20 protein-coding genes and 1 tRNA gene are annotated in these 23362 nt (G+C 57.5%); 10 read left to right on the top strand and 11 right to left on the bottom strand.

Annotated features, from left to right (window positions below; translation table 11 throughout):
* Positions 1-99 precede the first annotated feature (99 nt).
* The 4 genes from WC392_08190 (at position 100) to WC392_08205 (ending at position 6799) form a co-directional block, all read left to right on the top strand.
* Positions 100-1911: an autotransporter assembly complex family protein gene (locus tag WC392_08190; GenBank protein ID MFA5242334.1), complete on the top strand. Its 1812-nt coding sequence runs from the start codon at positions 100-102 to the stop codon at positions 1909-1911.
* Positions 1911-5741, top strand: a complete 3831-nt coding sequence (locus WC392_08195) for a translocation/assembly module TamB domain-containing protein (GenBank protein ID MFA5242335.1) — start codon at positions 1911-1913, stop codon at positions 5739-5741. The genes WC392_08190 and WC392_08195 overlap by 1 nt, the downstream gene beginning before the upstream one ends.
* Before the next feature lie 118 nt (positions 5742-5859).
* Complete coding sequence (locus tag WC392_08200; protein ID MFA5242336.1) at positions 5860-6258, top strand: LapA family protein; 399 nt, start codon at positions 5860-5862, stop codon at positions 6256-6258.
* 94 nt (positions 6259-6352) lie between these two features.
* Complete coding sequence (locus WC392_08205; GenBank protein ID MFA5242337.1) at positions 6353-6799, top strand: discoidin domain-containing protein; 447 nt, start codon at positions 6353-6355, stop codon at positions 6797-6799.
* Between the two features lie 125 nt (positions 6800-6924).
* Here the strand turns inward: WC392_08205 and WC392_08210 are convergent, their stop codons facing one another.
* From WC392_08210 to guaB, 3 genes are all read right to left on the bottom strand, one after another.
* Entirely contained in the window at positions 6925-7899 is a 975-nt protein-coding gene (locus WC392_08210) for a hypothetical protein (GenBank protein MFA5242338.1), read from the bottom strand.
* Between the two features lie 202 nt (positions 7900-8101).
* The gene (gene guaA / locus WC392_08215) at positions 8102-9664 is read right to left on the bottom strand and encodes a glutamine-hydrolyzing GMP synthase (GenBank protein ID MFA5242339.1); all 1563 of its coding nucleotides are present in this window, start codon (positions 9662-9664) and stop codon (positions 8102-8104) included.
* 93 nt (positions 9665-9757) lie between these two features.
* Entirely contained in the window at positions 9758-11218 is a 1461-nt protein-coding gene (guaB, locus tag WC392_08220; protein MFA5242340.1) for an IMP dehydrogenase, read from the bottom strand.
* Positions 11219-11463: 245 nt separating this feature from the next.
* Here guaB and WC392_08225 point away from each other — a divergent pair, with 245 nt between their 5' ends.
* A complete protein-coding gene (locus WC392_08225; protein MFA5242341.1) occupies positions 11464-11817 on the top strand; it encodes a hypothetical protein in 354 nt (117 codons plus the stop codon).
* A gap of 57 nt (positions 11818-11874) precedes the next feature.
* Here the strand turns inward: WC392_08225 and pgl are convergent, their stop codons facing one another.
* The 7 genes from pgl to WC392_08260 form a co-directional block, all read right to left on the bottom strand.
* Positions 11875-12561 (bottom strand): 6-phosphogluconolactonase, encoded by a 687-nt coding sequence (gene pgl / locus WC392_08230; protein ID MFA5242342.1) that lies wholly within the window; start codon positions 12559-12561, stop codon positions 11875-11877.
* 95 nt (positions 12562-12656) lie between these two features.
* The gene (locus tag WC392_08235; protein MFA5242343.1) at positions 12657-12971 is read right to left on the bottom strand and encodes a YqjK-like family protein; all 315 of its coding nucleotides are present in this window, start codon (positions 12969-12971) and stop codon (positions 12657-12659) included.
* Positions 12968-13363: a phage holin family protein gene (locus tag WC392_08240; GenBank protein ID MFA5242344.1), complete on the bottom strand. Its 396-nt coding sequence runs from the start codon at positions 13361-13363 to the stop codon at positions 12968-12970. The genes WC392_08235 and WC392_08240 overlap by 4 nt, the downstream gene beginning before the upstream one ends.
* 4 nt (positions 13364-13367) lie before the next feature.
* Positions 13368-13700, bottom strand: coding sequence for a DUF883 family protein (locus WC392_08245; protein MFA5242345.1), 333 nt, complete (start codon positions 13698-13700; stop codon positions 13368-13370).
* Positions 13701-13781: 81 nt separating this feature from the next.
* On the bottom strand, positions 13782-14672 hold the full coding sequence (locus WC392_08250; GenBank protein ID MFA5242346.1) for a pseudouridine synthase: 891 nt from the start codon (positions 14670-14672) through the stop codon (positions 13782-13784).
* The gene (gene scpB / locus WC392_08255; protein MFA5242347.1) at positions 14665-15219 is read right to left on the bottom strand and encodes an SMC-Scp complex subunit ScpB; all 555 of its coding nucleotides are present in this window, start codon (positions 15217-15219) and stop codon (positions 14665-14667) included. The genes WC392_08250 and scpB overlap by 8 nt, the downstream gene beginning before the upstream one ends.
* Complete coding sequence (locus WC392_08260) at positions 15216-16007, bottom strand: ScpA family protein (GenBank protein ID MFA5242348.1); 792 nt, start codon at positions 16005-16007, stop codon at positions 15216-15218. The genes scpB and WC392_08260 overlap by 4 nt, the downstream gene beginning before the upstream one ends.
* 137 nt (positions 16008-16144) lie before the next feature.
* Here WC392_08260 and prfB point away from each other — a divergent pair.
* From prfB to WC392_08285, 5 genes are all read left to right on the top strand, one after another.
* Positions 16145-17249, top strand: a protein-coding gene (gene prfB / locus WC392_08265) for a peptide chain release factor 2 (protein ID MFA5242349.1) whose coding sequence is annotated in 2 segments (ribosomal slippage) — positions 16145-16225 and positions 16227-17249 — 1104 coding nt in all. Because the reading frame shifts where the segments join, the coding sequence is not laid out codon by codon here.
* A 27-nt stretch (positions 17250-17276) separates the two neighbouring features.
* Positions 17277-18464 carry an AAA family ATPase gene (locus tag WC392_08270; protein ID MFA5242350.1) on the top strand — a complete coding sequence of 396 codons (1188 nt, stop codon included), beginning with the start codon at positions 17277-17279 and terminating at the stop codon, positions 18462-18464.
* Complete coding sequence (locus tag WC392_08275; protein ID MFA5242351.1) at positions 18461-19051, top strand: DUF4276 family protein; 591 nt, start codon at positions 18461-18463, stop codon at positions 19049-19051. The genes WC392_08270 and WC392_08275 overlap by 4 nt, the downstream gene beginning before the upstream one ends.
* Before the next feature lie 39 nt (positions 19052-19090).
* A complete protein-coding gene (gene lysS / locus WC392_08280; GenBank protein ID MFA5242352.1) occupies positions 19091-20602 on the top strand; it encodes a lysine--tRNA ligase in 1512 nt (503 codons plus the stop codon).
* 150 nt (positions 20603-20752) lie between these two features.
* Positions 20753-23119, top strand: coding sequence for a heavy metal translocating P-type ATPase (locus WC392_08285; protein MFA5242353.1), 2367 nt, complete (start codon positions 20753-20755; stop codon positions 23117-23119).
* Positions 23120-23263: 144 nt separating this feature from the next.
* On the opposite strand, the gene WC392_08290 is transcribed toward WC392_08285, so the two are convergent.
* Positions 23264-23354, bottom strand: a tRNA-Ser gene (locus WC392_08290).
* Positions 23355-23362: the final 8 nt, after the last annotated feature.

Genomic DNA, 23362 nt, shown 5'->3' on the forward strand with positions numbered 1-23362 from the left:
CAGTATTCCTTCCCCCTCACCAAATGGCCGATGCCTCATTAAATTCCCGCTAGTGGTGCAAAAATGACTCCGGTGCCCCGACAAGCGACAAACACAGCCATGGCAAGCAGGCTGAAACCCCCGCCATCGGTGGCGGCTGCAGCCCTCTGCAAGCGCTGGCCGGGTTTTGCACTGTTCATGGCGCTTGCTATCGCCGTTACTGCACTGAGCGGCCTACCAGCTGAGGCACAGGAGATTCCCGATGCCAGTGACAAACGCCCTGTTGTTCTGACCTCTCCCGAGACAGTACGAGAATTTCTGAAGACCCATTTCGAAATACCCGCCTTACCCCTGCAGGATGAGACTGAGCGTGCCACCTTCCTGCGCCGGGCGCAGCTGGAGATCGGCGAGCTGTTGGCAACCGAGGGCTATTTCACGCCAAAAATAAGCTTGCGCCCTGCCACAGACATTGAAGCGTCTACGCTGGAAGTCATGCCAGGCCAGCGCACGCTGGTAAGTGCGGTCAACATCGAATTCCGCGGCTCCATCACCAGCGGTACGCCTGGGCAGCAAGCCCTGATCGAGCGCTTGCGGGCGGGCTGGCGCTTGCCTGCGGGCAAACCCTTCCGCAGCCCTGACTGGGAAGAAGCCAAGTCTGCCCTGCTGGCCAGAGTCTCGCGCAGGGAGTATGCCGCGGCACGCATCGAAGAAAGCCGGGCAGAAGTTGACCCCGTTGGCGCAAATGCCAGATTGTCTCTGGTACTGGATTCTGGGCCAGCCTTTCGCTTTGGCGAACTGGTAATAAGCGGTCTTGAGCGTTACGACGAAACGCTAATAACACGTCATGCGTCATTTCGTGCCGGCGACCCTTACCACCAGGACAAACTGCTCGAATTTCAGGCCCGCTTGCAAAGCCTGCCACACCTTAATTCGGTCATTGTCGGCATCGAAACGGACCCCGCCCTGCACGAAGCAGTACCGGTACAGATCATGCTCAGAGAGGCCAAGACGCGCCATGTTTCATTCGGAGCCGGCTACAGCTCCAACAACGGCGCTCGGGGAGAGATGACATACCGTGATTACAACCTGCTCGACCACGCCTGGAATCTGGGCAGCGGACTGCGCCTGGAACAGAATCGCCAGAGGCTGTTCGCCACCATCGACACGTTGCCCAACACCATCGGCTACCGCCTTTCCTGGGGCGCACGTATCGAAAAAACCGACATTCAGGGGCTGGAAACCGCAAACCATGCGCTGAGCGTGGCACGTAGCCGCACACAGGGGCAGATTGAAACGTGGCTCGGGATCAACTGGCAGCGGGAACAGCGCAAACCGGAAGACGGCATCCAGGAAAGCAATCAGGCACTGGTACCGGAGTGGCGCTGGATTCGCCGCACAGTGAACAACCCGCTCTACCCGCGTCGCGGCGATGTAACTGAAGTGCGTATTGGCGGCGCCAGCCAGCGGCTGCTTTCGGACCAGGATTTCCTTCGCACCCTGCTGCGCTATCAGGTCTGGTGGCCGATAGGTAAACGCGACACCCTGTCGCTACGCGGCGAGGCTGGTTTTACCGCAGCTCCATCGCGCTTCGGCATTCCCCAGGAATACCTGTTCCGCGCTGGCGGCTCTCAATCTGTGCGCGGATATCCCTACCAGAGCCTGGGTATGCAAGAAGGTTCCGCCGTGGTGGGTGGGCGCGTGCTGACTAGCGGCAGTCTCGAATACACCCATTGGTTCAGCCGCGACTGGGGTGCCGCACTGTTCATCGATTCCGGCGGCGCTGCCGACACCTGGCGCGACTTGCGCCCGTCTACAGGCTATGGCGCCGGCGCGCGCTGGCGCAGTCCGGCCGGCCCGCTGGCGCTGGATCTGGCCTGGGGGCAGGAGGCTGAAGCCTTGCGGCTGCACTTTTCACTCGCTGTGGCCTTCTGATGGGCACCCCGGCCAGCACAAACTCTTTTCCACAAACCCCGGCAAAATTCCGGCGCAAGTGGCTGCTCTCCCCGTTGTTTTTCATCATTGCCCTGACGGCAGGCTCCGCCTGGCTGCTGGCCACCTCATCGGGGCTCCAGTGGCTGGCATCCATGGCAGCCCGCAGCAGTGGCGGCACCTTTACCCTGCAGGGCACTGGCGGCACGCTGCTGGGGCCGCTGGGCGCACGGGTTCTGAGCTACAGGGATGGCAGCATGCGCGTCACCATTCGCGATATCCAGCTCGACTGGCGGCCTGCCGCACTGCTGGCGGGGCGGCTGGATATCGCAACACTGACGGCGCAAAGCGTCGAAGTGCTGTCGCCCCCGTCCGGCAAGCCACTGACGCTGCCTCAGGACTTGCGCCTGCCGCTGCCGCTTTCCCTCGACAAGATTGGAATTGCTTCATTGCAGGTGTTCAGCAAGATGGGAGGCAAGCCGGATTTTGCTGCAACCCGGCTGACCGCAAGACTGGAAAGCAACGGCCGCCAGCACCACCTGAGCGAGTTGCGCGCCAGCCTGGAGTACGGCGAGCTGAGTGCATCCGCCCAGATGGATGGCGCCCGCCCCTTTGCCCTTCAAGCCCGAGCGGATCTTGCCGGCCAAGGATCAAATCCAGCGCGCATCGCCGTCAACGCCAGCGGCAAGCTGGAAAATATCACCTTGAAGGCCCAAGGCAGCGGCGCGGGGCTCAGCGGGCAAGGTGAGGCGATATTGCAACCGTTCGCCCCTTTTCCACTCGCTGCGCTGACGCTCTCGGTGAACGGCCTCGATCCGCGCACCTTCTCGCCTGATGCGCCGCAAGCCAGCCTCGCGCTGCAGGCGCAACTGCGCCAGAATGCCGCCGGCCAGCTTGAGGGTGACGTGACAGCGAAAAACACCTCCCCTGCGCCCCTCGATCAAGGCGGCCTGCCCCTGCGCGAAATACACAGCCGAGCGACGCTTTCTGCCGAAAAATTGCAGTTTGATGCGCTGAACCTGATTCTGAGCGGTGGCGGACGCATCTCCGGACACTTCAACTGGCAATTGAAACAGGCAACGGGAGCCGCAAATCTGACCATCAGCCAGCTCGACCCGGCCGCACTGGATACACGGCTGCGCCCCGCCCGCCTCGCCGGCAAGGCCACGCTCAGCGGCGACACCCAGTCCCAGCACGGCTTGATCACCCTCGCTGACGGCAAACTGGGTCTGGATACCAGCCTGGTGCGCAGCGGCGACACCCTAACCCTGGACAGCCTGCGCCTCGTCCATGGCCAAGCGGCGCTCACCGGCCAGGGCCGGCTGGGTTTTGGCGGAGGACGGCCTTTTGCTTTCAAGGGCGAACTCCAGCACTTCGATCTCTCCGCTTTCCTGCAGGCGCCGCGATCGGATCTGAATGCCAAACTCGAACTTGCTGGCGAACTGACGCCCCAGGCAAATGGCACACTGAGTTTCACCCTGGCCAACAGTCAATGGGCAGGCCAGATTGTGAGTGGCGGCGGCCAGATCGATTTCAGCGGCATGAGCCGGTTTAACGGCAAAGCCGAGCTGCGGCTGGGCGACAATCTCCTCAATGCCCATGGCGCTTACGGCACACCAGGGGAACGGCTGGAACTGTCACTTGCCGCACCGGCGCTGTCCCAGCTCGGCCCTGGATTTGGCGGCGCGCTCAACGCCCACGCCATGCTGGCAGGCAGCCCGTCAAAACCGGATATTGCTTTCGAAATGAAAGGCAAGCATCTCATCCTGCCCGGCGGGCATCATCTGACCAGCCTCAGTGCCGGCGGCAGCCTGCGTGGTGAAGCGGTTAATTTCAAGATAGATGCCGCCGGTTACCGGAGAACAGCGGAAGTCCTGATGCAAAACCTGACGCTTGCCATTCAGGGCAGCCGTTTGCACCATGATTTCATGGTAAACGCACTGCTCGCCAATGATACAAATCTGGATTTGCACGCCTCCGGGGGGCTCACTGGCCCGGCACCGGGCTGGCGCGATGTGCAATGGCATGGCGTGCTGTCAAAACTCAGCGCCACCGGCCGGATACCCTTGCACCTTCTCGCCGCCACAACTGTCACGCTTGGCCGGGAGCGCATCTCGCTGGGCAAGGCCGAATTTACCGTGGCAGGTGGCAGGGCACAACTCGCCAGTACGGAATGGACACCCAGAAGCTGGAATAGCCGTGGCAGCTTCAATGCTATCGGATTGCGCCACATCAGCGCAGCAAGCGAAATCCAGAACACCCTGCGCCTAGCCGGTGATTGGGACATCTCGGCTGCGCCAAATCTGGCTGGCAAGCTTCGGATAAGGCGCGAAAGCGGCGACTGGATGCTGCCGGGAGACCAACCGCTTTCCCTGGGTATACAGGAGTTTCAGCTTAGCGCACAAGCCAGTGATAACCGCCTTTCTGCTGAACTGAAAGCGCGCGGTACACGCCTTGGCGAGTGGCGTGCCAATATTGCTCTCCCCCTGGCGCGAAGCGGTTCAGGCTGGACCGTACTGCCTGAATCGCCCCTCAACGGAAAAATACACATCGACGTGGCCGACCTCTCCTGGGTCGGACCTGCTCTCGATAGCAACATCAAGAGCAGCGGCCGTTTGTCCCTGGCTGCGGATGTGGCTGGCACCTTTGACCAACCCCATCTGCGCGGCCTGCTAAACGGCAATGATCTGGCCGTGACCTGGCTAGATCAAGGCATTCGGCTGCAACAGGGGAAATTAACAGCCCGACTCGATCAGACCCGGCTGCACATCGACCAGCTCAGCTTTGTTGCCCCGCATAATCCGCCGCCCCGTGACCGTTTGCTGGCAGGGCTGAAACTGGCAAAAGAGCCGGGCAACGTCACCCTGTCCGGCATGATTGACCCTATGGAAAAACGCGGCAATCTGGAACTGAATGCCAGCCGCCTGCCTCTCGCGCAACGTACGGATCGCTGGATTATCGCCTCCGGACATGGCCGCATCAGCTTCGAGCAGGACACCCTTACCCTCGGTGGAAAAATTACCGCCGACGCCGGCCTGATCTCGCAACCAGCGGCGGGCCGGCCTGAACTATCCGGCGATGTGGTGATCACCGGGCGACAGGCGCCTGCCCGCAAAGGGCCGCGCATCACCATCGATGCCATTCTGGATCTGGGCGAGCAATTCTATCTGCGTGCTTCCGGCCTGGAATCACGTCTGGCAGGACAGCTCCACCTGCAATCAACTTCCGCCCAGCCCCTGCGTGCCACAGGCACCATCGCCACCCACAACGCCACTTTCAAGGCTTACGGCCAGAACCTTGTTGTTGAGCGAGGCATCGTTAATTTCCAGGGTTCGCTCGATAATCCGGGCCTCAATATACTCGCCCTGCGCAAGAATCTTCCTGTGGAAGCCGGCGTGACGGTAAAGGGTACAGTGCGCAGACCAACAGTGAGGCTGGTATCCACTCCCAACGTGCCGGACCCGGAAAAACTCTCCTGGATCGTCCTTGGGCGCGCGCCCGATGCGGGCGGCACCGACACCTCGCTCTTGCTCACGGCAGCCGGGAGCATTCTGGGCGGACAATCTGGCGGCATCACCGGCCAGCTTGCCCAGGCACTTGACGTGGACGAACTATCCCTGAACCAGGCGCAAAATGGCGACCCCCTGGCCAGCCAGATCGTCACCGTCGGCAAGCGCCTTTCAGCGCGGGCCTATCTCAGCTACGAACAGGGATTGACGGCGGTGGCGGGCACCACCAAGCTCACCTACAGCCTGACCCCGAGGATATCCATCGTCACCCGGGCGGGCTCCGATAATGCCATCGATGTGCTCTACACGTTCCATTTCGATTGAGGCGCCGCTTCCGCATCACTTCGGCCAAACCGGGGCTATGCTATGATCAAGTTGAATCGGTATCGAGTGGTACGTGACCGCATGCTCTATCATTTCAGGCAAAAGGAGTAAATGGATCATGCAGCTAATCCTGATCTTCGGCATTGCCATTGCCATTGGCGCTGTCATGTTCGCCCTGCAAAACAACGTGCAGGTAACGGTCAACTTCGCCCTCTGGCGTTTTGACAGCTCCCTCGCCATGGTACTGCTGCTGGCACTGGGTCTGGGCGTGATCATCGCCGCCCTGTTGTCGTCGCCAACCGTGATCAGGCGGCAATGGACCGCATCCCGCCTGCGCCGGCAGATTTCCGGCCTGGAAGAAGAGAAGTCGGCGCTCGTACAACGTGTCAGGCAACTGGAACTCGAAGTTGCTCGCATCAGCCCCTCCCCCATTCCGGAAGCAGAAGAGCCGAAACCCTACGTCGGGCTCAAGACCCTGTTAACCTGCGGAAGCAGCAACAAATCCGAAGACAAATAGTCGCCGGGCCAGATACAGTAATCACTCATGGAATACGGATAACATGCACGAAAAATTAAGGAAAAAGATCATTCCATCCACAGCGGAGGCCGCCATGCCTGCACCTGCGAACACCATCGATATCATCCGGAACGCGGAGGTCGCCGTCACTTCCGAATCCGAAAATTCACCTCTGGATAATATCGTTGACGGCAGCACGGGGCCGGGCAGCTCACAGTGGGTGGCGGGGTCCACTGGACCTCAGACCCTGATTTTTAAATTCGACGCCCCCCAGAACATCACCGCGATCATTTATGAAATCGAGGAGCGGGAAATCGCGCGCACACAGGAAATCTGTTTCGAGGTTTCCACCGATTCCGGCGCCCGCTTCCGGGAAATTCTGCGGCACGAATATAATTTCAGTCCAGATGGGAGCACATTCCAAAGAGAGGAGCTGAAACTGGATCTTTCTCAAATCACAGACCTGAAAATGACCATCAAGCCGGACAAGGGAAACCTTAACTGCCGGGCGAGACTGAACCATATCGCATTCCAGGGGTAATCAGGGCCACGCCATGTTTACGCTACTGCCTTATTGACTGTGGCCAGAGGGTACACGCAGGACATGAGCCGATGACTTTCCTGCATCGTTATGTTGTGCAAGTTCACTGATCGACTCGTCACACATTACTCATTGCGGCCGCGATCCCGATCCCGATCCCGATCCCGGCCTCGCTCCTGCTCTTGTTCCTGCTTACGTTTTGGCTCACGCGTGGCGTCCTTGCCATACTGTCTTTCATCCCGGGCCTGTGATCTTGGCATTTGTTGATCACGCCGATCACGCTGCTCTGGAGACTGCCTGCGATTTTCAGCTTCCCCACGCCCCTGTTGTGGAGAGGCCGGAATGGATCTCTGAACATCTCTATCTCCCCTTTGCGGCGGCTGAGAGCGCGGGGTGGCTGAATCATCCTGCTGGCGCGGTGCAAAACGCTGCATATCGCGCTGCCTGTCACCTCTTTCTTCAGGCGCTCCCCGTCTTTCCTGCTGAGCAGGCGCTCTTTTCCATGCCCGCTCCTGATAGTGTTGCCGTACTACGGGGTCCCGCGGCTGGTAACGGTAATGCTGCTGCTGAAGCTCTTGCTGCTGTTCCATTTGTCGAGGATAGCGATCCCCTGAATACTGCCGCTGGTAGGCAGGCAACGGGGCTGCCGGAACAGCGCGCCGGTCCCATTTGTCCCAACCGTGCCGGCGCTGTTCCCATTCCCGGCCCCAGTGATGCCCCCAACGTGGCGGTGCATCCGGCCGCCACCCGAAGAAGTACGCAGGAGGCTGGCGGTAGAAGCGCACGGGGATACGCAGGACGAAGAGCGGCACAGCCTCTGGGCCCACAAGCCCCCAGGGCCCGTTGTACCAGGAACTCGCGTACCAGTTATCATCCTGGTAAACCCAGTACATGCTGTCGTAAAAGAAGAAGTTTGCGTCCAGCCGTGGGGCGTAGTAGACCGGGTAACCAGGCACCCGAACAAGTTCCGGGTATGCGGGCAGGTTGATTCCGATGCTTACATTTGGCAGTCCGATGCCAATGCTTACCTGAACAGCAGAATAAACCGATGAAGAAAGAAGCATCCCCAGTGCAACGAATAAGCAGCGAATTTTCAGCATTTTGTGGCCTCCAGTTCGATAAACAGAGTTGGAGTCATGGCCTGTCAACTGAATGTGACGCCGACTCTAACCATTTATATGCTACCCGCTTTTTGAAATCTTCCATGCACTATCGCATACGCACAATAAAAAACCCCTTGGATTAGCGCAAGGGGTTTGCTGGTTTTCGGATGGCTGCCGATAGTCGCGGAAAGACGCTATATCACTCCCACTCAATCGTTCCGGGTGGTTTGCCGCAGATATCATAAACAACGCGGTTGATCCCGCGCACTTCGTTGATGATGCGATTGGACACTTTCCCCAACAGCGTATAGGGCAATTCAGCCCAGTGAGCAGTCATGAAGTCCTGGGTCTGCACTGCGCGCAATGCGACCACATAGTCATAAGTACGGCCATCGCCCATCACCCCGACTGCTTTCACGGGCAAGAATACGGCAAAGGCCTGCGAGGTTTTCTCGTACCAGCCTGAAGCGCGCAACTCCTCGATGAAAATGGCATCGGCGCGGCGCAACAGATCAGCGTATTCCTTCTTCACTTCGCCCAGGATGCGCACCCCAAGACCCGGGCCGGGGAAGGGATGGCGGTACACCATGTCGTGCGGCAGTCCCAGGGCGATGCCCAATTCGCGTACCTCGTCCTTGAACAGCTCGCGCAGTGGCTCGCAAAGTTTGAGGTGCAGCGTGTCCGGCAGTCCGCCGACATTATGGTGAGACTTGATGGTATGGGCTTTCTTGGTCTTGGAACTGGCCGATTCGATCACGTCCGGATAGATGGTTCCCTGCGCCAGCCACTTGGCATTAGGCAGCTTGGCAGATTCGCTCTGAAACACCTCGACGAATTCACGGCCAATGATCTTGCGCTTTTGTTCTGGATCGTTCACCCCTTCCAGATGCTTCATGAATTCAGCGCTGGCATCGACGTGGATAACCTTGACGCCAAGATTATCCGCAAAAGTCTTCATCACCTGCTCGGCTTCGTTCAGGCGCAGCAGACCATTATCCACAAACACGCAGGTCAGTTGATCGCCAATGGCACGATGCAGCAACGCCGCCACGACCGAAGAGTCAACACCACCAGACAGACCGAGAATGACTTCATCCGAGCCCACTTCGGAGCGGATCTTGCCGATCGCTTCTTCCACGTAGTCGGGCATGTTCCAGTCATAGCCGCAGCCGCAAATGTCATGCACGAAGCGCTCGAAAAGTGCTTTGCCCTGCAGGGTGTGGGTCACTTCCGGATGAAACTGAACGCCGTAAAAATGGCGCGCTTCATCTGCCATGGCGGCGATGGGCGTTGAGGCATTGGAGCAGATTACCTTGAAGCCGCCCGGCAGCTCCGTCACCTTGTCGCCGTGGCTCATCCATACGTCGAGCAGGCCGTGGCCTTCCTCGTTGCTGCGGTCCTGAATATCGCGCAGCAGCGTGGAGTGACCTTGTGCCCGCACTTCGGCATAGCCGAACTCGCGGTGTGAAGCATTTTCCACTTTGCCGCCCAGTTGCGCTGCCATGCTCTGCATGCCGTAACAAATACCCAGCACGGGGACCCCAAGCTGGAATACCACGTCCGGAGCACGCGGGGTTTCTTCCTCATACACCGAGGATGGTCCACCGGAGAGAATGATGCCCTGCGGCTTGAATTTTCGGATGAACTCGGCGCTGACGTCGTAAGGATGCAGTTCGCAATAGACGCTGGACTCACGCACGCGGCGGGCGATCAACTGGGTATATTGGGAACCGAAATCGAGAATGAGGATTTTCTGGTGCATGGTAATTCCGTGAGGGGTGAGAAGTTAGGCGGGAGGGGGAAAAACGGAGAGGCAGGCTTTGCGCCTCACCCCTCACCCCTTTCGCCTCACGTTTTAATCAACGTGATAATTCGGTGCTTCCTTGGTGATCTGCACATCATGGACGTGCGATTCACGGATACCCGCATTGCTGATTTCCACAAACTCCGCCCGGGCGTGCATCTCGGCGATGTTTTTGCATCCGAGGTAGCCCATGCTTGAGCGCAAGCCGCCCATCAACTGGTGAATCACGGTCAGGACACTGCCTTTGTAGGGCACACGGCCCTCAATGCCTTCCGGCACCAGTTTGTCGGCATTGGCTTCATTGTCCTGGAAGTAGCGGTCCTTCGAACCCTGCTGCATCGCCCCCAGGCTACCCATGCCGCGGTAGGACTTGTAGGAACGCCCCTGGAACAATTCGATTTCACCCGGCGCTTCTTCGGTACCGGCAAACAGTCCGCCCAGCATCACCAGATGTGCGCCTGCGGCAATGGCCTTCGAGATGTCGCCGGAATAGCGAATACCACCATCAGCGATTAACGGGATACCCGTATCGCGCAACGCCTGTGCCACGTTGTCCACTGCGGTAATTTGCGGCACGCCGACACCCGCCACGATGCGCGTGGTACAAATTGAGCCGGGGCCGATACCCACCTTGACTGCATCAGCGCCATGGTCAACCAGGGCGAGTGCCGCAGAACCGGTAGCGATGTTGCCGCCAATCACCTGAACCTGAGGGAAATTTTTCTTGACCCATTGCACGCGCTCCAGCACACCCTGAGAGTGGCCGTGTGCCGTATCCACCACGATAACGTCAACACCGGCTTCCGCCAGCAATTCCACGCGCTCCTCGGTGCCGGCACCCACGCCCACAGCCGCGCCCACACGCAGACGACCCAGGCTATCCTTGCAAGCCAGCGGATGCTCGGTGGATTTCTGAATATCCTTGACTGTAATCAAACCGCGCAAAGCAAAATCGCTGTTGATAACCAGCACACGCTCAAGGCGGTGTTTATGCATCAACGCAAGCGCTTCCTCGCGCGATGCACCTTCCTTGACTGTAATCAGACGTTCACGCGGCGTCATGATATTCTTGATCGGCTGATCGAGGTTACTCTCGAAGCGCAGATCACGATTAGTGACAATGCCTACCACGAGGCCATTTTCCACAACCGGCAAGCCGGAAATCCTGTGCTGGCGAGTAAGCTGGAGAACATCGCGCACGGTCATGGAGGGCGAAATGGTAATGGGGTCCTTGACCACGCCACTCTCGAAACGCTTGACCATCGATACCTGAGCGGCCTGTTCCTTGGAAGTAAAGTTCTTGTGAACAATACCAATACCGCCCTCTTGAGCCAGGGCAATCGCCAGGCGGCCTTCCGTAACCGTATCCATGGCGGCGGAAACCAGCGGCAGATTGAGCGTGATTTCCTTGGTAAGCTGGGTGCTCAGGCTGACATCACGGGGCAATACGGAGGAGTGAGCGGGAATCAGCAGGACATCGTCAAAGGTTAGCGCTTTTTGAACGACACGCATGATTTTCTTATCCTTATTTACAAAGAAGCCATTATACGGGTTTGACCTGACACGGTAAACCAGCGCTCATGAACTGAAACGGGACATGCAGCATGGATGCCAGCCAAGTTTGACGAATTGACAGCAAACCATTATGTTACCTCCCTGCGCCAGATGCCAGAAATGTGCCCAAAGAAGCCCATACCTGCATCCGGCCTGAAAAACGGAAACAACATTCACTTACATGTCAGAGGAGTCGACACTTTATGCAAAAAATCATGCTCACGTTCGCAACAGCCGGTCTGCTGATCCTGAGCGGCTGCGCAAGCACCACGCCAGCAACTCCGGAAGCCGCCAAGGCCCCTGTCAAAACCGAAGCCCCTCAGGCACAACTGTCGGAAGAAGCAAAACAGGCGTTAGCCCGGGCAGAAGCAGACATCAAGACTGCACAGGAGAAAAAAGGCCTGTGGACAACCGCCCAGGATGCGTTGAAAAAAGCCAGGGAAGCTGCCAAGAAAAACGACAGTGCGGCAGTCATTAAATATGCCAAAGAAGCCAGTGAAGGCGCGAAGCTAGGCATCGCACAAACACAATATCCTCGCACCACAATCAGTAAATAGTTAATTATTAAAATTAAAAAAGGGAGCCCAGGCTCCCTTTTTTAATTGCACATTGTTTCAGAACACGCCGGCAAGCCAGATCTCCACGCCACGGTGAGGCACTATCGAGGCAGCGGGAATGTTCTCATGCGTGCGCCACGCCTGCACGGCTTCCCGCTTATCCTGCCCCGTTACCAGAAACCAGACCCTTGCGGCATGACTGAGGCGCCAAGCGCTGAGAGAAACGCGATCCAGCGGCGGCTTTGGCGCATCATGCACTGCGAGCACCGCTGCCTGTGTTTCTTCCCTGCCCCATTCCTGCCCCGGAAACAGGCTAGCCGTATGTCCATCCTGTCCCAAGCCCAACAGTACCAGATCGAAATTTTCAATCTCTTCCAACACGGTCGAATACCGCAATGCTGCTGCTTCGGCTCCCAGTTGCACCGGAATCCGGTGGATCTGGGCATCTGGAATAGGCACATGTCCAAGCCAGCATTCACCGGCCATCACGCTATTGCGTTCCGGATCATCAACAGGCAAACAACGTTCGTCACCAAAATAAACATGCCAGGCCCGCCACTCGGTATGGATATGGCGCAAGTGCTGATACACCGCCCGGGGTGTGCCTCCTCCGGCCAGAACAATGCTGAAAGCACCCTGGCGGGCAATGGCCTCAGCCGCTACACGTTCGATGCCTTCAGCAGCACGCTGGTAAAGCAGCGCGACATCGGGATATTCATGCCATATACAGATCTGAGGAAACACCACATGACCTCATTTTTTCAGAATTGATGGGGGGGCGGGAGATTGAGCAGGGCAACTTGAGTACAGCGGAGATTTACAACCAGCGACAGGCTGTTTCAAACTTGTGTAGCAGTCGCCGCCAAAACGCCACCCAGGCGGTGGCGCAGTTTCTGCGCCACACGCCAGACGAACCACCCACGCTTTATCCAGCTAAAAGCCTTGCGAGGCCTTAATGCAACCAGCAGGCCAACGCCCCCGGCCACCAGCGCCGGATGCTGCTGCAGGTAACGCACGGCCATGACACCCTTGTCAGCAATGGCGCAACCGGTCTTCAGAGGCGACAGCTTGCGGGAAAACTCAGAACGTTGAAGAGCCGCAAGGGCAACCAGCCGTTCACGACGTTCGGCCAGTTCGATCAGTCGCTTGCTCATGGGCGCAAGTGCTCCTGATCCTTGGAAAGCTCGGCAAGACTCACCGAAAACAATTTAGAGCCACTGCGGGCTTGTTTCAGCGCCATGACAAGAGCAGATACCCCGACACCCAGGAACAGCAGAGTAAACATACCGAGCACCAGCAGGCGATGGCTTTCCCAGAACGCTACAGTCAGCAGCACCGCGGCAAAAACAATCCCTAGCCCGATAAAAAAAAGCGCCGCAACCCCCAGCGCTAGCAGGGAGAGGAGGCGCTCTTTTTCTTCCGCCAGTTCGGTGGAAAAGAGGTCAATGCGGGTGCGGATAATCGCCACGCCGCCAGCGGCCAGACCCTTGACCGCATCAAAAAGGCTGGAATGGCTACCGCTCCCGGGTGTAGGGCCGCCAGACATCAGATCAGCGGCGACCCACCAGCAGGCCGATAATGAACCCCGCACCTGCGGCGATACCTACAGCTCTCCAGGGATTGGCACGAACATAGTCATCGGTCGCCTTGGCCGCAGCCTTGGTGCGTTCGACAATAGCGGCTTCAGCCCTCGCAAGGCGGAGTTTTGCATTACGCAGATTCTCTTCTGCCTTGACCCGGATTGCTGCGATCTTTTCACCCGCCTGATCAGCTGTTGCACGTAACAACTCTTCGGTGTCCGCGATGACAACTTTCAGATCAGCCACCAGCTTTTCGCGTGTTACTACATCCATCATTTCATTGTCTTCGATTTCGGTGTACATGGCAGTCTCCGCTTTAGTGTTGATGAACCCATGCCATTAGATTACTCGTTTGGTGACGCTGAATCAACCGCCATTCAAGGCCTAGGGAGCAGTCGTTTTTTTTGCGGATTGCCTGAAAGGGGTCTTTTTTGTCACCCGTGGCGTGCGTGGAGGTTGCGAACGCGATTTGCGCTCCGCACTCTGCTTGTCGACAACGGGAGCCGCCTTGCGCCCTTCTCCCTGCCTCGGCGCTTCCGGCAGGGCAATGCCCGCCCAGTGCAACACCTCCACCACCTGCGCGGGCTCCAGCTCAAGCCAGCGGCCACGCTTGACCCGGGATGGCAGGCTCAGGATGCCGAAGCGAACGCGCATCAGGCGGCTCACGGTCAGCCCCATCATTTCGAACATACGCCGCACTTCCCGGTTTCTGCCTTCCTTGAGCACGCCGCGATACCAGTGATTGCTGCCTTCCCCGCCTTCGTCCACCAGGCTCTCAAATCTGGCCGGACCATCTTCCATCTGGATGCCCTGGCGCAGCTGTTGCAGCTGGTCCGGCGTCAGTTCTCCGCGCGTGCGCACCGCATATTCACGTTCCACCTCGAAACGGGGGTGCATGAGGTGATTCGCCAGCTCGCCTGAAGTGGTAAAGATCAGCAAGCCGCTGGTATTGAAATCCAGCCGCCCCACCGCAATCCATTTGCAACCACGGATTTGCGGCAGCATGTCAAACACGCTTTCGCGTTTTTCCGGGTCATCTCGACTGACAATTTCACCATCCGGTTTATGATAAAGCAGGATTTTTGGCAGTTTGGATGCCATGCGAAAGCGCACAGGGCGGCCATTGACCTTGACCAGGTCTTCTTCATCAATTTGTGCGCCGATTTCGGCCACCTGGCCGTTGACCGTCACTTTCCCGCCACGAATCAATTCTTCCATTTCGCGGCGCGATCCCAGGCCCGCCTGGGCCAGCATTTTATGTAATCGTTCAGACATTTTCTTCAATTCCGGCAGCGTTATTCAAAGCAGCCAATTCTTCCAATGGAGGCAATTCACCCAGCGAACGCAGATTAAGGTCATCCAGAAATTTTCGTGTAGTCGCATACAAAACCGGGCGCCCCGGCACGTCACGATTCCCTACGCCATCAATCCAGCCGCGTTCTTCCAGTGATTTTATTACATACGTGGAAACCGCCACCCCGCGAATTTCTTCGATATCGCCGCGCGTCACCGGCTGACGGTAAGCGATGATTGCCAGCGTTTCCATCACCGTCCGCGAATAGCGCTGGGGCTTCTCGGGATTCAGCCGCTCCAGATATTTCTGGAATTCCGGCCTGGTCTGGAAACGCCAGCCGCCTGCCACGCTGGCCAACTCAACGCCACGCCCGGCCCAGTCGCGGCGCAGTTCTTCGAGCAATTTACGCAAAATTTCCGAACCCAGATCCTCGTCAAAGAGTCTGCTCAACTGGCTCAAGGTCAACGGCTCCTGGCTGGAAATCAGGGCGGTTTCCAATATAATTTTTATTTCATTCAGGGGCATCATTCCAAATCAGCACCCGTACCAGCCAGCTTAACATAGATCCCCGAAAATGCTTCCGCCTGGCTGATTTCCACCAGCGACTCGCGCCCCAGTTCAAGCAGAGCGAGAAAAGTAACCACCACTTCCGGCAAGCCTTTGCCGGCCTCAAACAGCGCCTCGAACTCGACGAACCCCCTCCCCTGAAGCCGGCGCAGGATAAGGCTCATGTGCTCGCGTACCGACAGCTCTTCGCGCGTCACGCGATGATGGCGATGCGCCCTTGCGCGTGCCGCCACGCCCAGCCAGGCCTGACGCAAATCTTCAGGACTCACTTCAGGCAGGCGTTTCTCGATGCTCTGCTCCAGCCACACCTGAACCAGCGCAAAATCGCGTCCGGCCTGAGGAAGCGCGTCCAACTGCTGCGCCGCCAGCTTCATGCGTTCATATTCGAGCAAGCGGCGCACCAGTTCGGCGCGCGGGTCCTGCTCTTCATCCTGATTAGCAACCGGACGTGGCAACAACATGCGCGACTTGATCTCGATCAGCAAAGCTGCCATGAGCAGGTAATCCGCAGCCAGTTCGAGCTGTTTCTCGCGCATCACATCCACATACTGCATGTATTGCCTGGTCACTTCCGACATCGGAATATTGAGCACATCGAGATTCTGGCGCCGGATCAGGTACAGAAGCAGGTCCAGCGGCCCCTCGAATGCATCGAGAAAAACCTCCAGCGCATCAGGCGGGATATAAAGATCCCGTGGCAGCTCAACCATCGCTTCGCCGTAAACCCTGGCGACAGAATAATTTTCCATCACGGACTCACTCCTCACTCCTCACTCCTCACTCCTCACCCAATTATGCCTATTTTTTACGCATGCCGCCTTTCTAATAGCGTCTGCACCTTCTGGTATAATTTCGGGCTTCGAATTACACACATAAAGAAACACACATGGAAGCAGAACAGCTTAATGCCATCGAAAACCATCTGGCTGACCTGACGAAGCGCAGCCAGGACCTTCGGGGGTATCTTTGACTACGAAGTCAAGCAGGAGCGCCTGACCGAAGTCGTCCAGCTGCTGGAAGACCCGGCCATCTGGAACGATGCCAAGCGCGCCCAGGATCTGGGCAAGGAACGGCGCGAATTGGAAAATGTCGTCGACACCCTGACACGGCTGGATCAGTCGCTACGGGATTCCAGCGAGCTCTTTGACATGGCGCGCGAGGAAGGCGATGACGATTCCCTGGCCAGCATCGAAAGCGATGCCGGTGAGCTGGAAAAAATCGTCGGCGGCATGGAATTCCGCCGCATGTTCTCCCACCCCATGGACCCCAACAACTGCTTCCTCGATATCCAGGCCGGTTCCGGCGGTACCGAGGCGCAGGACTGGGCTTCCATGCTGCTGCGCATGTACGTGCGCTACTGCGAGCGCAAGGGCTTCAAGACCGAAGTGCTGGAAGAATCCGAGGGCGAGGTCGCCGGTATCAAAAGCGTTTCACTCAAGATCAGTGGCGAATATGCCTTCGGTTATCTGCGCTCGGAATCCGGCGTGCACCGCCTGGTGCGCAAATCGCCGTTTGATTCCGGCAACCGCCGCCACACTTCCTTTTCCAGCGTATTCGTCTATCCCGAGGTGGATGAATCGATCGAAGTGGAAATCAATCCGGCCGATCTGCGGGTGGACACCTACCGCGCTTCCGGTGCCGGCGGGCAGCACATCAACAAGACCGATTCGGCGGTCCGCATCACCCACTTGCCCACCAACATCGTGGTGCAGTGCCAGAACGACCGCTCGCAGCACCGCAACCGCGCTGAAGCCATGGCAATGCTGAAAGCGCGTCTGTATGAACTGGAACTGCGCAAGCGCAATGAGGAAAAACAGAGCATGGAAGATTCCAAGACCGATATCGGCTGGGGTCACCAGATCCGCTCCTACGTGCTGGACCAGTCGCGCATCAAGGATCTTCGCACCAACCACGAAGTCGGCAATACCCAGGCAGTCCTGGATGGCGACCTCGACGACTTCATCGAAGCAAGCTTAAAACAAGGGGTGTAATATTTCCGCCTTATCTGGGAGATCACTATGTTCCTGAAATCAGTCACTATCCAGCATTACAAAAGCCTAGCGGAAGTTGAGATCGCAGACCTGAAACCATTGACTTTGCTGGTGGGTGCAAATGCGGTCGGAAAAAGCAATATCGTGGATGCACTCAAATTCATTCGCGACATTGCCGTAGACGGGTTGGACCACGCAATGAGCACCCGTGGTGGCATAGGCATCATTCGTCAATATTCTCCTACGCGTCCGTTCCAGATTTCAATTAAAGTTAATTTCATTCAACTGTTTGACAATGAAGAACTGCATGATGGCAGCTATGAAATCACCATTTCAAGCTTGAAAGGGGGTAATTACCGAGTTGAGCACGAGGCTGCTACATGGTGGGATGAGGTCACTCATTTTATTGAGCCCGAAAATACGTGGGTAAACGAAGGGATATCCCAAAGCTCATTCACACGAAATGCGTTGGGAGAAGTTCGATTTAATAAGGATTCGGATGAACCCCAATTCCCTCAAGATGTGGCGGTACTAGGCACACGGGTATATCACATACATCTTCTCAGTTCGTTCTTTTCCCGCTTTCGTTTTTCAACCATTTTCCCCAACACGCTACGCGAACCCTCTCGCCCCGATACCGATCGTGCATTGAAAGAGTCTGGCCAAAATTGGGCTTCCGTACTAAAAGCGCTGAAAAAGACCACCGCAGGCCGGCAATCTCTAGAACGCATCAAGGAAACGATGCAAGTGGTTATGCCAGCGCTACAGGACGTAACAGTTAAAAGCGTGGGTGGTTATCTAGTTCCCCAGTTCAGAGTTCAAGATAACGACGATGCCAATGCCCACGATTTTGACCCGGTTCAGCTATCCGACGGCACATTGCGGATTTTCGGCATCCTGCTTGCCTTATATCAAACCCCACCGCCGCCCTTCCTTGCATTGGAGGAGCCTGAACAAACGGTACACCCCGCCATTCTCGCCACGCTCGCCGAGGCCTTCCGAGAAGTATCCGAACATACCCAAATATTCGTTACCAGCCATAGCCCGCACTTCGTGGATTTTTTCCAGCCGGAAGAAATTCGAGTGGTATCCATGGAAAAAGGCAAAACACTTGTTTCCCCCATCCGGCGTGCGCAAATGGAATCGATCAAGGAACGCTTGATTTCCCTTGAGGAATTAATGATGTCAGAAGGCTTGCAACCGGAGATGCTATGAACCGGATCTTGCCCATTGTCGAAGGTGATGGCGACCTGAAAGCAGTTCCCATATTGCTTCGCAACCTACTGACTTTTCATGGCTTACATGAAACTCAAATTCTGCCACCGCATAAGCGCGGCGAACTACCAAAAGTGACAGCAGGATTTGACAATTATTTCCGTATGGCGCTAAAAGAAAATGCCGCCATATTGCTGGTGCTCGATTTCGACTGCGAGTATTGCGATTGTCCTTATCAGGAGGCTGAAAAACTCTACCGGCGCGCGCAATCCATCCGAAATAATTGGCCATTCAAAATCGCATTTCTAGTCAAGGAATTTGAAAGTCTATTTTTGGCAGAGACACAAGCTGCAAAAAATGTTCTCTCACTGCCCCCTGACACCGGGTTTCCCGAAAATCCAAGAGCTATTCGCGATGCCAAGGGCTGGCTAAGTAAGGCACTTCCAAAGGGTTCATCCTACAAACCAACTGTTCACCAAGCCAAAATTACCGCTCACCTCAAGTTCGAAAAATTGCGCGATACATCATCGGATTTTCGGCATCTGGAAAATGCGCTACTTCATCTTGCACGAACAAATCCGGCTTAATTTTTCAACTTTAACATTTTAATTCAAGCAGATACTACCATGTCTAATGAGAATCAGATCATCACCCCTCCACAGGACGAAAACCAGATCATCGCCGAGCGCCGCGCCAAGCTGGGCGAGCTGCGCAAGGAAGGCATTGCTTTCCCCAATGACTTCGACCGCACCCACATGGCGTCGGATTTGCAGTTTCTGTATGGCGACATGCTGAAGGAAGACCTCGACGGCCAGAACATCGAGGTTGCCGTCGCCGGACGCATGATGCTCAAACGCGTCATGGGCAAGGCCAGCTTTGCCACGGTGCAGGACATGGGCGGCCGCATCCAGTTCTACATCAATGACGAGGGCGTGGGTGCAGAGGTGCATGAAGCCTTCAAGCGCTGGGACATGGGCGACATCATCGCCGCGCGCGGCACCCTGTTCAAGACCAACAAGGGCGAGCTTTCCCTGCGTGCCAGCCAATTGCGCCTGCTGACCAAATCCCTGCGCCCGCTGCCGGAAAAATTCCACGGCCTGACCGACCAGGAGCAGAAATACCGCCAGCGTTACCTCGACCTGATCACCAACGAGGAAACGCGCAAGACCTTCATGGTGCGCTCCAAGGTAATTCAGGGCATCCGCACCTTCCTGGTCGAACGCGGCTATCTGGAAGTGGAAACGCCGATGATGCACCCGATTCCGGGCGGCGCATCGGCGCGCCCCTTCAGCACCCATCACAACGCCCTGGACATGGAACTGTTCCTGCGAATTGCACCTGAACTGTATCTCAAGCGCCTGGTGGTGGGCGGCTTCGAAAAGGTGTTCGAGATCAACCGCAACTTCAGGAACGAAGGCCTCTCGACGCGCCACAACCCCGAATTCACCATGATCGAGTTTTACGAGGCCTACCGCGATTACAAATACCTCATGGATCTCACCGAGAACATGCTGCGCGACGTGTCGAAATCCGTTCTGGGGCATGCCGTGGTGCAATACCAGGGGCACACCATCAACCTGGCGCAGCCTTTCGACCGCCTCACCGTCATCCAGGCCATCCAGAAATATCACGCCGGCAGATACAGCGATGAACAGTTGCACGACCGCGGCTTCCTGCTTGCCACGCTCAAGGAAATGAACGCCGCGCATCACCCCACCGATGGCGTGGGCGGCCTGCAGCTTTCCCTGTTCGAGGAAACCACCGAACATCTGCTGATCCAGCCCACTTTCATCATCGACTACCCGGCGGAGACCTCCCCGCTGGCGCGCCGCAACGACCAGAATCCGGGCATCACCGACCGTTTCGAGCTGTTCATCGTGGGGCGCGAACTGGCCAATGGTTTTTCCGAGCTCAACGATGCGGAAGACCAGGCGGAACGTTTCATGGACCAGGTGCGTCAAAAGGAGTCAGGAGATGCGGAAGCCATGCATTACGATGCGGACTACATCCGCGCCCTGGAATACGGCCTGCCGCCCACGGCCGGCGAGGGCATCGGAATCGACCGGCTGATCATGCTGCTGACTGACAGCCCCAGCATTCGCGACGTCATCCTGTTCCCGCAAATGCGCCTGGAATAGCAAGGGCAGCATTTGTAGCCACACAAAGGAGATTCAATCATGACTGCCTCCCTGCCCCGTATTACCCGGCTTGTGGTTACTGCTGACGTGCTGCAGGGCCTGAACGCGACTATTCCTGCATTTTGCACTCAGAAGGGCTGAGTGCCCGGCATGAAACATATCGAGCTGTCCATTGCGGGCATGACCTGCGCCGCCTGTTCCACCCGGCTGGAGCGCAATCTCAACAAGCTCCCCGGTGTCACCGCGGTGGTCAACCTTGCGGCTGAAAAAGCGCGCATTGAATTTGACGAGAATCTGAACACCCCGGCTGATTTCGTCACGGCCATCGCAAAGTCTGGCTTCACCGTACCGCTCAACTCCACCGAATTGCAGATCACCGGCATGACTTGCGCCGCCTGCGCCACACGCATCGAAAAAGTCCTGAACAAGCTCGATGGCGTGGAGGCCACGGTCAATTTTGCCACGGAGAAGGCGCATATCCGCTACCAGCCAGCTCTGGCAACAATTTCCACCCTATCCGATAGCATACGCAAGGCCGGATATGACGCCTACGAAATCGCCGGCACCAGCCGCGCCGCGGAAAAGGCGCGCAAGGAGACGCAATTCAGGGCCGAGCGCCGCATGTTCTGGATCGCGCTCGCACTGACCCTGCCGCTCATCGCCCAGATGCCCTACATGTTGTTCGATGCGCACGCCGACCTGTTGCCGCGCTGGCTCCAGTTTGCGCTGGCCACACCGGTGCAGTTCTGGGCCGGCAAGCGCTTTTATGTCGGCGCCTGGCATGCCTTGCGCGGCGGCGGCGCCAACATGGATGTGCTGGTGGCGCTCGGCACCAGCATGGCCTGGCTGTTCAGCACCGTCGTTACGGCATGGAGCCTGCCGCAGCATGTTTATTTCGAAGCCGGAGCGGCAGTCATCACCCTGGTGCTCATGGGCAAACTGCTGGAAGCCCGCGCCAAGGCCAGGACCTCCTCCGCCATAGAAGAACTGATCAAGCTGCAGCCGCGCACGGCCTGGGTGGAACGCGACGGCGTCATGGTGGAAGAAAAAATCGAACAGGTTCAGACAGGCGACATCTTCGTGGTGCGCGCCGGCGAAAACATCCCGGTGGATGGCGAAGTCATCGACGGCCGCTCCAGCGTGGTCGAAGCCATGCTCACCGGCGAAAGCATGCCCGCCGGCAAGACCCCGGGGAACAAAGTATATGCCGCCACGCAGAACCAGGAAGGCATGCTGCGCTGCCGCGCCACCGGCGTCGGCTCCCACACCCTGCTTGCCGGCATCATCCACATGGTGGAGCAGGCGCAAGGCTCCAAGGCGCCGATCCAGCGCCTGGCGGACACCATTTCGGGCATCTTCGTGCCAGCGGTCGTCACGGTCAGCCTGGTGACCTTTGCGCTCTGGCTATGGCTGGGCGGCAGCTTTACCATCGCGCTGGTCAACGCGGTCGCCGTGCTGGTGATTGCCTGCCCCTGCGCCCTCGGCCTCGCCACACCCACGGCCATCATGGTCGGCACCGGTATCGGGGCCAGGATCGGCATCCTGGTGAAAAACGCCGCCGCCCTCGAAAGGGCAGAAAAAATCCGTACCCTGGTAGTCGACAAGACCGGCACCCTGACCGAGGGCAAGCCCACGCTCAGCGACATCCTGCCAATGGAACCGCACTCGTCAAAGGATTTGCTGCGCCTTGCCGCCGCGCTGGAACAGGGTTCACAGCACCCGCTGGCGCAGGCCATCCTGGCTCGGGCAAAATCCGATGCACTCGAACTCCCGGCCATATCCCAATTCCAGTCCATCTCCGGTAAAGGCGTGAGCGCTGAAATCGACGGCACAGGTCATTATCTGGGCTCCCCTCTCTTCATCACTGAAAACGGCCTGATACCGAATGCCGAAATTCTGAGCAAGATGCAAGCGCAAGGCAAAACAGTCGTCATCGTGGCAAACAAATCAACCATTCTGGGATATATCGCGATCTCCGATCCATTGCGCGCCAGCTCGGCCCAGGCCATCGCACGGCTACAGAAATTGGGGATAGAAGTCATCATGCTCACCGGCGACAATCTCGCCACGGCACAGGCTATCGCTCGCGAAGCCGGGATAAAGCGCTTCCGCGCCGAAGTGCTACCCCAGCACAAGGCAGAAGAAGTCCAGAAAATCAAGGCGCAAGGTGCCGTGGTCGGCATGGTGGGAGACGGCATCAATGACGCCCCCGCACTTGCCGCGGCAGACGTCAGCTTCGCTATCGGCGCGGGCTCCGACGTGGCAATCGAAGCAGCGGACATCACCCTGATGCGCAATGACCTGAACAGCGTGGCCGATGCCATCAGCCTGTCGCGCGCCACCCTGGGGAAAATCCGCCAGAACCTGTTTTTTGCCTTCATCTACAACGTGCTCGGCATCCCGCTGGCCGCCTTCGGGATGTTGAGCCCGGTGATTGCCGGGGCGGCAATGGCCATGAGTTCGGTATCTGTGGTAAGCAACTCGCTGCTGCTGAAAAAATGGAAGCCTAAGGCTTAGGCGCAACATCTTTGTGCTCCGTTTCCAGTATTTTACGGAAACGTCGAACTCCATTTTTTCAACCTGCCTCACGTGAGTATTTTGTGGGCAGAGATGTGGATAAAATAAAAAAGCGCCCCAGCGGGCGCTTTTTTACTACAGTACTGGCGGAGAGGGCGGGATTCGAACCCGCGTTAGGATATTATCCTAAACACGCTTTCCAGGCGTGCGACTTAAACCGCTCATCCACCTCTCCTGAAGGAA

This window comes from Sulfuricella sp. (genome assembly GCA_041651995.1).
Taxonomy (GTDB): Bacteria; Pseudomonadota; Gammaproteobacteria; order Burkholderiales; family Sulfuricellaceae; genus Sulfurimicrobium.